Here is a 12379-nt window from a genome sequence, read left to right as displayed (position 1 = left end):
ATTACCGACAAATATAAACGTTATTTTCATCAATCTGTTTATCAAAAGTGATCTTACAGAAAAGACCCTGTTGTTTATCTGTTGCGACTTTTACCGAAACGGGAACCTTTTCAGTACGAATAAATACCCGGCTCCCCTGACCTACCAGTCCTACATTATTTCCCTCGTCATCTTCCACTTCATAACCAAACGTTAAAGGCTCGCCATCTGCGCGCCGCGCCAGGAAATAAAAAGGTTTACTGGTCTCTGTTTCAAAATCAACCACCACTACGGCTCCGCGATAAGGCACTGTAACTTTACGGTTTCCCAGCAGAGCGACATCACTTTCACTCTCGGAGACATCAAGAGAGATAAAATTTTGCCGGTATGGCGTCAATGCTTCAAATACGGCATAACCTTTTGCATTGGTACGTAAATAGGGACGCCCCTGCACCGCCGCGCCTTCCAGGTACGGCGCGTTAATAATCGCGATAGTATCATTAAGGCGAGAGGCTAAATGCACGCCATCGGCCCATGCAACCAGCCCTCCCTGAATATTTCCGCCCACCTGATGATATTGATTGGATTGGCTGTAACTGCCGCCGACCGTCGCCAGCGGGGCGTTCCAGGTTACTGATCCCCCGAATGTCGTTTGGTGTTCCTGTCGCTGCTGGCTGAGGTTAGTCGTATAATTAAACTGATCGCGATTACCGAACGTGCCGCTAAGGCTGGTGTTATTCGCCTCATAACCTTGATCGTCAAAGGTGGTGGAATTCGATAAATGGATATCACGATTTCCCCCATTCTCCTTTACTCCCCATGTTAAGGGAATCGATAAATAGATATTAAAGCGCTTATCTTCACGGTTATCGCTGTCATAAGTCTGGGTTGCCGATAGCGTAAAACTGAGCCGCTGCCAGGTATTACTGTAGCTTAACTGATAATCCTTGCCTGTACCGCTACGCCCCCAATAGTCGCGCCACAGGGTGCTGGCAGTAAAATATCCCCACCCATCGGGTAGCGTCTGATTAATATTGAGAGTGAAAGTATTTTTACGCCCAAAGTCATTCTCATAATAATCTGCAATATCATAAATATCGTCATCATCGCGACGATAGTTGTCCCGGTTATTAGCCCAGACATGATCGTTAAAAGTGCGATAATCACGTGATGAGTAGCGATATGCTGCCAGAGAAAAATGGGTGGCTGATTGCGGGAGATATTTATTCCAGGCAATCTGGTAGCTTTCCCCATCAAAAACATCGCCATTATCCTGCTTGCTATGAGACAACGTACCGTCGACAGATACCGCGCCAATCAGCGTGTTCCACCCGGTGCCAAGGGTAAATGAGCGATAATCGCTGGCTAACATCGTTCCGCCATACAACGTTAGCAGGTTATTGACCCCGTACTGATAGGTTCCCTGGAGAAAATCAGTTTGCTGAGAGGCTCCTTCAATTCTGCTTCGTCCGGCGGCGAAATCATATTTTGCTACGCCGGGCTGCACCATATTGGGAACGGAAGAATACGGAACAATAAACCGTGAAACAGTACCGTCAGCCTCTTTAACGCTCACGTCCAGATCGGCTCCCCCCCCTGCCAGCTGAAGATCTTCAAATACAAAGGGGCCAGGCGGAACTTCTTTTTGATAAACAATGAAGCCATTCTGTTCAACCGTCACCAGGGCGTTACTTTGCGCCACGCCACGCACAACCGGAGCGAAATTTTGCTTAGAGTGCGGCAGCATTTGCATATCACGCCAGAAGCGCACCCCGCGAAAGCGCACCGTATCAAACATATCCCCGCTAGTGTACTGTTCCCCCAGACGCATTGTCCCCAGTACCGCCGGGAAATCACGTTCCAGATACAGAGTATTGCTCTGCCATTTGCCAGCTGAATTGTCACTTTTGGAAAAATTAGCGTTAGAATGTAATTGCCATCCAAGCAGATTCAATCCGCTGACAAAATTTGCGTAAGTATTTTTCTCACTACCGCCGCTTTTATAATGGCTGTAATATTCGCTGGCATAATACGATGTATAAAAAGCGTTAATTCCACGGTCCCATGTCTCTGGAGACGCATAGCCCGCTTCATATTCCAACACATAAGCCTGAGGGACGCTCAGATAAAGGTTAAAAGCGGCAGTGTCATAAGAAACACTACCTCCATGAACCACCGTTTTCAGCGCAATACATTCATTTTCTACTGTTGTACTCTGCGGGGTAAATTTAATTCCCAGGCTGGCGATCAGATCCGGAGAAATACAGGTACTATCGGGGTCATCCTGAATATTAACCTCATAAGTTCCACGCCATTCTTTATTGACATAAACGTCCATCTCATAAACGCCAGCCATGGGTTTGGTGCTATCAATCTGATAACGGGACACCTTTTCACCTTTCAACCCACCGAACATAAAGTTAGTATCGAATGTTTCTTCTTCAGCCCAGGCGGGTGAAGTAAGCAACGCTGCAAAAAGTGACAGCGTGATGGCGTTTAACTTTTCCATTATCTATCCTTAGGTTAATTCCCCGCTTTTAATTTTCTATTTTGATAGTCTCGTTTAAATAATTCCCAGAATCATCAATTAGCGTCACGGTATAACTATTTACAACTGCCGTTGTGGTGATACTCTGCGATGACCATGGAGCCAGTAATAAGGTTTCTTTATTTACTTTACTTTTTGCTTTAACTTCTGGAATAGTGAGCCAGTTTGCGGAATTATTTTTCACGCTAATACTCCCTGGCGCACGAAGCAACTGCAAGCGGGAAAATGTTGCTTTATCGACTTTCTGTACCCCCGGTGGGCGATAGATCAACTTTATCCGGTTTTGTAGCGCAAATTTAATAATGTTTTTATCTTTGTTCTCGTCTGAATTTGGTGGAATATCCAGTACATTTAGGTAGAAAAGACTTTCACGATCGCCAGGCAAGTTATTAGCGAGTTTTTTTATTTTTAATTGCTGACCTGAATTTGCCGCGACTCTAATTACAGGTGGGGTCATAATAAATGGAACCTGTAATTTTTCTGGCGGCAGGCTGGTATCACCGTTATCAATCCACGCCTGGATGAGTGAGCTTCGTTTACCGTCATTCATTAATTGTACGGTAATATCTTTTTTCTGCGCCGGATAAATAATACGTGTACCATATATATAAATGCCGCTCCACGCAGGCATAGCGGCACAAGCCAGGCATAATGCAATCATCCGTTTCATGGCCGATAACCTTATAAAAGAGATACAAGCGGCTAAAAGCTTAGCCGCCAAAAAAAGATTGTTAATCAGTTAATACCGTCATTGTCAGTACAGATTCAACAGAACCTGGTGTTACAGTATTTTCAACGGCGGCATAGCGGGCAGAAAAGTTCAGGGTATATACACCATTTTCAAACTTACTTGAATTCAGAGTGTAATTCCCCGACTCATCAGGTTTCACCTGAATACCATCAAGATAAACAGCGAAGCCCGCACCATTATTAGTAGCATTATTTTTGGTGATTTGCATATTATCCACAAATTGAGAACGGTTAAAACTAATTCGTGGATTAGCTGTATTCGAACATTTTACTTTTAAAATCGCTTCTGGACTAGTGTATCCTGTATATATATCGCCAGGGTTTAAGTCAGTCAATCTATCAACACCTACCTGGGATAATTCAATAGTCGCGCTATTTGCGCCTTCGAACGTACAGGATGTTCCTACCACTTCTCCGTTGATTTTTAATTCACCCATATCTTCATCAGCAGCAAAAGCCCCAGCGCTCATAAATACAGCAGACAATACAGAAGCAGCAATAAGTGAACGTTTCATAATCTCTTCCTTAATGAAGTAATTTCTATTTGTTAAGAGTTATTAACCCTTGCAAAGAAAATTCTCACAGACAGGAAGTTATCGCAATGTAAACACGATGTTTTGTTGATTTAAAACAATTTACAGATTGCAATATAATTGCAACAAATAATCATTGCTTATCATTATTTTGTAAACTTATTAATTTCCGAAATTTACTGCCCTTACATATAAAAACAACGAATAAAAAAGCCCATATCATTGATATCAATGATATGGGCCTGCGAAATTAATAAGAATTAGTCGTAATGATTAACAACAATCTGTCGGGTGCTATCACCAGGCACCGTGTATAGCTGCGTTGTCACACCTCTCATCGGCGTAGCGGCGGGTGTTTGCAGCGTTGAAGCGTGGATAGTGTTGCCGCAACGCTGCTGCAACTGTGCGTTTACCACTTCTGTACTGCACGTTGGCGCGGTCACTTTTCCACTGATGGTTAATGTTGCGGTGTCGGAGGCAAAAACGGGTACGCTTATCCCATAAGCCGAAACTATAATTCCCATCAGAAAATATTTTTTCATAGTGAGCAATTGTTCCTCTGGTGAACGTCAAACAGTATGCAGGCCGTCCTGATGAGCAGGATGAACGTATCGATACCTTAAAACCAATTGAAAAAATAAATCAGTAGGATAGGTATGATCAATTCAAATAATGTTTTTGCCGATTATTTCAGATAAACACCTGTCTGTTTAAGCAGGAATTAACAATGCGGGGGCTATTATTTTATTAATACATTCACTGCATCAATATATATTAATGCAGTGAATGCCATATTCTCTTTAGAATACGTCAGGAGGATTACACCGCGCGGAAGGCGATTTCTCCCGGAATCACTTCACCCTGCCAGTAAAGCTGTGCCGCAACGCGATCGGCCAGTTCGCGATAGATCGCGGTAAATTCGCTCTCCGGACGGCTAACCACCGTCGGCGTACCGCGATCGAGATCTTCGCGCAGACTAATATGCAGCGGCATCTGACCCAGAAGCTGAGTATGGTATTTTTCCGCCAGCTTCTGCGCGCCGCCCGTGCCGAAGATCGGTTCGTGATGGCCGCAGTTGCTACAAATATGCATACTCATATTTTCCACAATGCCGAGCACCGGCACTTCCACCTTCTCGAACATCACGATACCTTTTTTGGCGTCGATTAGCGCGATATCCTGCGGCGTAGTCACCACCACCGCGCCGGTTACAGGAATGTTCTGCGCCAGCGTTAGCTGAATATCCCCGGTTCCCGGCGGCATATCCAGTACCAGATAATCCAGATCCGGCCACAGCGTCTCCTGCAACATCTGCATCAGCGCCTTACTGGCCATTGGGCCGCGCCATACCATCGCGTTATCGTCAGTCACCAGATAGCCGATCGAGTTGGTCGCCAGGCCGTGAGACATAATCGGCGCCATATGCGTACCGTCTGGCGATGTCGGGCGCTGATCTTCTGCGCCAAGCATGGTTGGGATCGACGGGCCGTAAATATCGGCATCGAGAACCCCGACCTTTGCGCCTTCAGCCGCTAACGCCAGCGCCAGGTTTACCGCAGTGGACGATTTACCCACCCCGCCTTTACCGGAGCTCACGGCAATGATGTTTTTCACGCCATTAATGCCAGGCTGATTTTTGACGCGTTTCAGCGTCGCAATGTTGTACGACAGTTTCCAGTCGATCGCTTTTGCGCCTGTAATACGTAACAGATCGGCGCTGCATTGCTCTTTTAAGACCTCAAACGCGCTGTTCCAGACGAACGGCATGACCAGCTCAACGTGCAGCGTATCATCCATCCAGGCGACGTGGTGCAACGCCTTAAGCGTGGTGAGGTTATGCTTCAGGGTTGGGTGCTGAAAATTCGCCAGCGTCCCGGCGACCATCGCTCGCAGGGTATCTGGTGATTTGGCCTGGGATTGTTCGTTCATCCCGACTCCTTTTGTAGTTCTGAAAAGTACGATTGTAACTTTGTAGTTTACTCCAGCGGTAACAATTATTCATTTACGGATAAATGCCCTTATCGCTTGGCGCAGTAATTACCATTTTGGTACTATCAAAGCCCTTTTTTACAACAGAAGAAGTAATACCCACTATGACTCAAGTCGCGAAGAAAATTCTGGTAACGTGCGCGCTGCCGTACGCCAACGGCTCTATCCACCTCGGCCATATGCTGGAGCACATCCAGGCTGATGTCTGGGTCCGTTACCAGCGAATGCGCGGCCATGAGGTTAACTTCATCTGTGCCGATGACGCTCATGGCACGCCGATCATGCTGAAAGCGCAGCAGCTTGGTATTACGCCGGAGCAAATGATCGGTGAAATGAGCCAGGAGCACCAGACCGATTTCGCCGGTTTTAATATTAGCTACGACAACTACCACTCAACGCACAGCGACGAGAATCGCGAGCTGTCCGAGCTGATTTATACGCGCCTGAAAGAGAACGGTTTTATTAAGAACCGCACTATCTCTCAACTCTACGATCCGGAAAAAGGCATGTTCCTGCCGGACCGATTTGTGAAAGGCACCTGCCCGAAATGTAAATCCGCGGACCAGTACGGCGATAACTGTGAAGTCTGCGGCGCAACTTACAGCCCGACCGAACTTATCGAGCCGAAATCCGTGGTGTCCGGCGCGACGCCGGTAATGCGTGACTCCGAGCACTTTTTCTTTGACCTACCGTCATTCAGCGAAATGCTGCAGGCGTGGACCCGCAGCGGCGCGCTGCAGGAGCAGGTGGCGAACAAAATGCAGGAGTGGTTTGAATCCGGCCTCCAGCAGTGGGACATTTCCCGCGACGCGCCGTATTTTGGTTTCGAAATCCCGAACGCGCCGGGCAAATATTTCTACGTCTGGCTGGACGCGCCGATTGGCTATATGGGTTCCTTCAAAAATCTGTGCGATAAGCGCGGCGACACAACCAGCTTTGAAGAATACTGGAAGAAAGACTCCGACGCCGAGCTGTACCACTTTATCGGCAAAGACATCGTCTATTTCCACAGCCTGTTCTGGCCTGCCATGCTGGAAGGCAGCCACTTCCGTAAGCCGACCAACCTGTTCGTTCACGGTTACGTGACGGTGAACGGCGCGAAGATGTCTAAGTCTCGCGGCACCTTTATTAAGGCCAGCACCTGGCTGAAACACTTTGACGCCGACAGCCTGCGCTACTACTACACCGCGAAGCTTTCTTCACGCATTGATGACATAGACCTGAACCTGGAAGACTTTGTCCAGCGCGTCAATGCCGATATCGTCAATAAAGTAGTCAACCTGGCATCCCGTAACGCAGGCTTTATCAATAAGCGTTTCGACGGCGTGCTGGCGGCTGAACTGGCCGATCCGCAATTGTATAAAACCTTTACTGACGCCGCTGCGGTGATTGGCGAAGCATGGGAAAGCCGTGAATTCGGCAAAGCTATCCGTGAGATTATGGCGCTGGCCGACGTCGCTAACCGTTATGTTGACGAGCAAGCGCCGTGGGTGGTGGCTAAACAGGAAGGCCGCGACGCTGACCTGCAGGCCATTTGCTCAATGGGCATCAACCTGTTCCGCGTGTTGATGACGTATCTGAAACCGGTACTGCCGACGCTTTCTGAACGCGTTGAAGCCTTCCTGAACAGCGAACTGAACTGGGATGCTATTGAACAGCCGTTGCTCGGTCACAAGGTCAACACCTTTAAGGCGCTCTACAATCGCATCGACATGAAGCAAGTTGAAGCGCTGGTTGAAGCGTCTAAAGAAGAGGTGAAAGCCGCAGCCACGCCGGTTACCGGCCCGTTAGCCGACTTCCCGATTCAGGAAACCATCACCTTTGACGATTTTGCGAAAGTCGATCTGCGCGTGGCGCTGATTGAAAATGCCGAGTTTGTGGAAGGCTCTGACAAATTGCTGCGTCTGACGCTGGATCTGGGCGGCGAGAAGCGTAACGTCTTCTCCGGCATTCGTTCCGCCTACCCGGACCCGCAGGCGCTGATTGGCCGCCAGACGGTAATGGTCGCCAACCTCGCGCCGCGCAAAATGCGCTTTGGCGTCTCCGAGGGAATGGTGATGGCCGCAGGACCTGGCGGGAAAGATATCTTCCTGTTAAGCCCTGATGAGGGCGCGAAGCCTGGCCAGCAGGTGAAATAAGCAACAAGCCGGAGCATGCTCCGGCTTTTTTAACCGCTTAATCCTGACTGGCATATCGCCCCCTCCGCACGTTTTAACTTTTTCCTTAATAAGCAATAGCGCTAAGACTCCATATCCGGACTGCTAAATAACGGCTAAAAGTCATATTCTATCCCTCCCTGATACATTGCTATTACTGGGTTAAATTAATTCATTGAAATTATTTTAAAAACCCAATCATTATATAAAATGGAGTTTTAGATGAAAATTTCTGGCAAGTTATTGTCCGCGGCTTTGTCTTCCGTACTGGTGTTCTCTCTTGCTGGCTGTGGCGATAAAGAAGAATCAAAGACCTTTAACGCAAACCTGGCGGGGACAGAAATTTCAATTACTTACACCTATAAAGGTGACAAAATCATTAAGCAGACGTCTGAAAGTAAAATCAGCTATGCCACTGTAGGCGCTAAAACGAAAGAAGATGCCGCCAAAATTCTCGATCCGCTGAGCGCGAAATATAAAAATATCGCCGGAGTAGAAGAAAAATTAACCTATGAAGATACCTATGCCCAGGAAAACGTCTCTGTGGATATGGAAAAAGTGGACTTTAAAGCGTTACAGGGAATCTCTGGGACAATGGTGTCCGGCGATACCAGCAAAGGTATCAGCATGAAACAAACCCAGACGCTGCTGGAAGCTGCTGGTTTTAAAGAAGCGAAATAACTGGCAGGCATAATGTATTGCATCGACTGGTAAAGTCGCTCAGGGCGCTGCTTCGGCAGCGTCTTTTCTTTATGAATTCCGAAAAAAGACAGCCTCGCTGTAAGTCCCCTCGCCAAAGCCTATAATCCCTGAATTCCTGGCTACACCAATACTTAACGACAAGGAATTGTTATGCGGATTCTACGCCTTATGGCGCTGCCACTATTCGCGCTCTCTCTATCGGTTAGCATAACTGGCTGCGATCAGAAAAACGATACTTTCCAGGGAAAGCAAAATAACATGACAGCGTTTATCAAAAAGATAGCCGCTAACAAAGAGTCAGAGGAAACACAACGCTATGTAGGTAATCTCAACGGTATTGAAATCAAGTTAACCTATTACTACAAAGGGGATATCGTTTTACGTCAAGCATCTGAAAATAAAATACTTTATAAAACCCTGAAAGCCAATAATAAAGAAGAAGCACAAAAAATGCTAAGTCAAGTCAGCGACTCTTATCAGGGTATACCGGGTTTGACTGAGCGAATCGACTATTATGATAGCTATGCTACGGAATATGTGAATATTGATTTTACCCAGGCAAAAATGAGCGACCTCTGTAAATTGCCAGGATCATCAATTGACAACTGTTCCGCGCACTATCTGTCAATGATTCGCTCGCAGAAACTGTTGGAAGAGAGCGGGTATCATAGAATCAATTAGTATAATAATGCGTTTTCCCGGTCAGACAGGACGCTGCCGGGAACAATACCGCAGAATTACTTCGCCGCGTGTTCACGGGCCGCCAGACCGCGCAGAAAATAACGCATAAACTGATCGCCGCATTCGCGGAAGTTCTTATGATCCGGCGCGCGCATCATCGCGGTGATCTCTGGCATCGAGACACGAAACAACTGATCGGTAAGTATCGCCAGGATATCATCTGTTTTTAGCGAAAAGGCAATACGCAGCTTTTTCAGCACAATATTGTTGTTGATACGACGTTCCGCTGTCAATGCAGGCGCCGCCTCATCTTTGCCGCGTTTTTCATAAATGAGGCCATTGAGAAATGAGGACAACACGATATCCGGGCAACGCTGAAACCCCTCTTCCTCTTCTTTGCGCAACCAGATTGCTATCTGCTCCGGCGTAGCATCAACGTTACCCAGCGCCAGGATACGCGCCAGATCGGTATTATTAGCTTTTAAAATGTAGCGCACGCTACGCAGAATATCGTTACTCAGCATGAGGCCTTCGGTCGTTTCTATGGCAAAACGATATTCTAACAGTCTTTTACAGGCCAATCGCCTCTTTTAAACTTTTCAGATAGCGACGGCTTACCGGCACCGTCAGGCCGTTGCGTAAAATCAGCTCTGCCTGCCCATTATCCTCCAGCCGAATTTCCTGCAAATGGGCCATATTCACCAGAAACTGACGATGACAACGCAGTAGCGGCGTCCGGCTTTCCAGCGTACGCAGCGTCAGCTCGGTAAACCCCTCTTTACCTTCACTGCTGGTCACATAAACGCCGCTCATACGGCTACTGACAAAGGCGACATCATCCATTTGCAACAAATAGATCCGGCTGTGTCCGGTACAGGGAATGAATTTAAGCACCTGCTGGTTTTCCGGCAACAACGAAACATCCTGTTTACTGCGCTCCTGACGCAGACGATGTAACGTTTTCTCCAGCCGTTTCTCCTCTATCGGCTTGAGCAGATAATCAAAAGCGTGTTCTTCAAAGGCTTTGATGGCGTATTCGTCAAACGCGGTTAAAAAAACGATATATGGGCGGTGTTCCGGGTCAAGCATTCCTACCATCTCCAGTCCACTGATACGCGGCATCTGAATATCCAGAAACAGCACATCAGGTCGCAGCTTATGTACCGCGCCAATCGCTTCTACCGCATTCGCGCACTCTCCCACAATCTCAATGTCATCCTGCCCCTGGAGCAAAATCCGCAGATTTTCCCGCGCTAACGGCTCATCATCCACAATCAGCACTTTAATCATGCGTCCTCCTCCAGTGGAAGTCGTAATGTAATTCGGGTAAAACAGTCCGGCTCGCAGGCCACGCTAATACCATAATCATCGCCAAAGTGTTCGCGCAGACGTTTATCCACCAGACTCATCCCCAGCCCGCTACTGCCGGCGGAAGGCTGATACAGTCCCGCATTATCTTCAATATCTAACATCAAATGCTGCCCTTCGCGCCGGGCGCGAATAGCGACGTTGCCGGTATCAAGCAGTTGCGACGTGCCATGTTTAATGGCGTTCTCAACAATCGGCTGTAATGTAAACGCAGGCAATTTCTGACGTGAAAGCGTCGATGGAACATCAAGCTGTACCTGCAGACGCGACTGAAAACGCGCTTTTTCAATTTGCAGATAAGCGTTTACGTGTTCAATTTCATCCGCCAGCGTGACAATTTCCGACGGGCGTTTTAAATTTTTGCGAAAAAAGGTCGACAAGTACTGCACCAGTTGGCTGGCCTGTTCGCTGTCGCGGCGAATCACCGCTTTAATGGTATTGAGCGCATTAAACAGAAAATGCGGATTCACCTGCGCGTGCAACAGCTTGATCTCTGACTGCGTCAGCAACGCCTTCTGCCGTTCGTACTGCCCGGCCAGGATCTGCGCGGATAAAAGCTGCGCAATACCCTCTCCCAGGGTGCGGTTAATTGAGCTGAACAGTCGATTTTTCGCTTCGTACAATTTAATGGTGCCCATGACTCGCTGATTTTCGCCACGCAGCGGGATCACCAGCGTTGAGCCGAGTTTACACTGCGGGTGTAGCGAACAGCGATACGGCACTTCGTTGCCATCGGCATAAACCACCTCTCCGGTTTCAATTGCTTTCAGCGTATAACCTGATGAAATGGGTTTGCCCGGTAGATGGTGATCGTCGCCAATACCAGTAAAAGCCAGCAGTTTTTCGCGATCGGTGATGGCGACGGCGCCGATATCCAGCTCCTGATATAACACCTGCGCCACCTTCATACTGTTCACTTCGTTAAATCCCTGACGCAGAATCCCCTCCGTTGACGCGGCGACCTTCAGCGCGGTAGCAGAAAATGCCGAAGTATATTTTTCGAACATGGCGCGCTTATCGAGCAAAATACGCATGAACAGCGCGGCGCCAACGGTATTCGTCACCATCATCGGCGCGGCAATATTACTGACCAGATGCAGGGCATCGTCAAACGGCCTGGCTATCAATAAAATAATCAGCATCTGCACCAGTTCGGCAACACACGTAATTGCTCCCGCCGTCAGCGGGCTAAACACTTTGTCCGGGCGTCCGCGACGTATGAGAACGCTGTGTACCAACCCGCCCAGCAGCCCTTCGACGATGGTGGAAATCATACAGCTCAGCGCAGTCATGCCGCCCATAGAATACCGATGTAACCCACCGGTCAGACCGACCAGCCCGCCGACGACCGGCCCGCCGAGTAGGCCGCCCATCACCGCGCCAATCGCGCGGGTATTGGCAATTGAATCTTCGATATGCAGCCCAAAATAAGTGCCCATAATGCAGAAGATAGAAAACGTGACGTAACACAGAAGCTTGTGCGGCAGACGAACCGTGACCTGCATAAGCGGGATGAACAGGCGCGTTTTACTCATTAGCCACGCAATGACCAGAAACACGCACATCTGCTGAAGCAGCAGCAACACCAGATTAAACTCGTACATACCCGCAAACCACACTTCAATTAAAAGCGCGTAACATACATTGAGTACGATTAACTTTCTTTGAACTGT

Annotated in this window: 11 protein-coding genes; 3 read left to right on the top strand and 8 right to left on the bottom strand. The window is 48.1% G+C overall.

The features are described from left to right. Position 1: 1 nt before the first annotated feature. The 5 genes from OLG56_RS08030 to apbC form a co-directional block, all read right to left on the bottom strand. On the bottom strand, positions 2-2488 hold the full coding sequence (locus tag OLG56_RS08030) for a fimbrial biogenesis outer membrane usher protein (RefSeq protein ID WP_061377526.1): 2487 nt from the start codon (positions 2486-2488) through the stop codon (positions 2-4). 28 nt (positions 2489-2516) lie between these two features. After that, positions 2517-3197, bottom strand: coding sequence for a fimbrial assembly chaperone (locus OLG56_RS08025; RefSeq protein ID WP_061377525.1), 681 nt, complete (start codon positions 3195-3197; stop codon positions 2517-2519). Positions 3198-3258: 61 nt separating this feature from the next. Beyond that, a complete protein-coding gene (gene yehD, locus OLG56_RS08020) occupies positions 3259-3792 on the bottom strand; it encodes a fimbrial protein YehD (RefSeq protein WP_000830680.1) in 534 nt (177 codons plus the stop codon). Between the two features lie 278 nt (positions 3793-4070). Then, positions 4071-4352 carry a DUF2574 family protein gene (locus OLG56_RS08015; protein WP_207011600.1) on the bottom strand — a complete coding sequence of 94 codons (282 nt, stop codon included), beginning with the start codon at positions 4350-4352 and terminating at the stop codon, positions 4071-4073. Positions 4353-4629: 277 nt separating this feature from the next. Continuing rightward, positions 4630-5739: an iron-sulfur cluster carrier protein ApbC gene (gene apbC / locus OLG56_RS08010; RefSeq protein ID WP_001005424.1), complete on the bottom strand. Its 1110-nt coding sequence runs from the start codon at positions 5737-5739 to the stop codon at positions 4630-4632. A gap of 164 nt (positions 5740-5903) precedes the next feature. Here apbC and metG point away from each other — a divergent pair, with 164 nt between their 5' ends. The 3 genes from metG to OLG56_RS07995 all read left to right on the top strand — a co-directional run bounded on the left by metG (position 5904) and on the right by OLG56_RS07995 (position 9338). Next, positions 5904-7937 carry a methionine--tRNA ligase gene (metG, locus tag OLG56_RS08005; protein WP_023215239.1) on the top strand — a complete coding sequence of 678 codons (2034 nt, stop codon included), beginning with the start codon at positions 5904-5906 and terminating at the stop codon, positions 7935-7937. A gap of 240 nt (positions 7938-8177) precedes the next feature. Beyond that, positions 8178-8636 (top strand): YehR family lipoprotein, encoded by a 459-nt coding sequence (locus OLG56_RS08000; RefSeq protein WP_001645189.1) that lies wholly within the window; start codon positions 8178-8180, stop codon positions 8634-8636. Positions 8637-8807: 171 nt separating this feature from the next. Then, positions 8808-9338, top strand: a complete 531-nt coding sequence (locus OLG56_RS07995) for a YehR family lipoprotein (RefSeq protein ID WP_001645190.1) — start codon at positions 8808-8810, stop codon at positions 9336-9338. 56 nt (positions 9339-9394) lie between these two features. Here the strand turns inward: OLG56_RS07995 and OLG56_RS07990 are convergent, their stop codons facing one another. Genes OLG56_RS07990 through OLG56_RS07980 form a run of 3 tightly spaced genes read right to left on the bottom strand, consistent with a single transcriptional unit; the run spans position 9395 to position 12310 of the window. Then, positions 9395-9862, bottom strand: coding sequence for a YehS family protein (locus tag OLG56_RS07990; protein ID WP_000950412.1), 468 nt, complete (start codon positions 9860-9862; stop codon positions 9395-9397). A gap of 46 nt (positions 9863-9908) precedes the next feature. Beyond that, positions 9909-10628 carry a two-component system response regulator BtsR gene (gene btsR / locus OLG56_RS07985; protein WP_001645191.1) on the bottom strand — a complete coding sequence of 240 codons (720 nt, stop codon included), beginning with the start codon at positions 10626-10628 and terminating at the stop codon, positions 9909-9911. Next, positions 10625-12310: a sensor histidine kinase gene (locus OLG56_RS07980; protein WP_000272850.1), complete on the bottom strand. Its 1686-nt coding sequence runs from the start codon at positions 12308-12310 to the stop codon at positions 10625-10627. The genes btsR and OLG56_RS07980 overlap by 4 nt, the downstream gene beginning before the upstream one ends. Positions 12311-12379: the final 69 nt, after the last annotated feature.

It is taken from the genome of Salmonella sp. 2018103 (genome assembly GCF_026247685.1).
GTDB lineage: Bacteria > Pseudomonadota > Gammaproteobacteria > Enterobacterales > Enterobacteriaceae > Salmonella > Salmonella enterica.
This window is presented reverse-complemented; position numbering and strand designations above follow the sequence as displayed.

Coding starts and splice junctions, on each gene's coding strand:
- OLG56_RS07990 (WP_000950412.1), bottom strand. CDS start 9,862: ATGCTGAGTAACGATATTCTGCGTAGCGTGCGCTACATTTTAAAAGCT.
- OLG56_RS07995 (WP_001645190.1), top strand. CDS start 8,808: ATGCGGATTCTACGCCTTATGGCGCTGCCACTATTCGCGCTCTCTCTA.
- metG (WP_023215239.1), top strand. CDS start 5,904: ATGACTCAAGTCGCGAAGAAAATTCTGGTAACGTGCGCGCTGCCGTAC.
- yehD (WP_000830680.1), bottom strand. CDS start 3,792: ATGAAACGTTCACTTATTGCTGCTTCTGTATTGTCTGCTGTATTTATG.
- OLG56_RS08015 (WP_207011600.1), bottom strand. CDS start 4,352: ATGAAAAAATATTTTCTGATGGGAATTATAGTTTCGGCTTATGGGATA.
- OLG56_RS08000 (WP_001645189.1), top strand. CDS start 8,178: ATGAAAATTTCTGGCAAGTTATTGTCCGCGGCTTTGTCTTCCGTACTG.
- OLG56_RS07980 (WP_000272850.1), bottom strand. CDS start 12,310: ATGTACGAGTTTAATCTGGTGTTGCTGCTGCTTCAGCAGATGTGCGTG.
- OLG56_RS08025 (WP_061377525.1), bottom strand. CDS start 3,197: ATGAAACGGATGATTGCATTATGCCTGGCTTGTGCCGCTATGCCTGCG.
- OLG56_RS08030 (WP_061377526.1), bottom strand. CDS start 2,488: ATGGAAAAGTTAAACGCCATCACGCTGTCACTTTTTGCAGCGTTGCTT.
- apbC (WP_001005424.1), bottom strand. CDS start 5,739: ATGAACGAACAATCCCAGGCCAAATCACCAGATACCCTGCGAGCGATG.
- btsR (WP_001645191.1), bottom strand. CDS start 10,628: ATGATTAAAGTGCTGATTGTGGATGATGAGCCGTTAGCGCGGGAAAAT.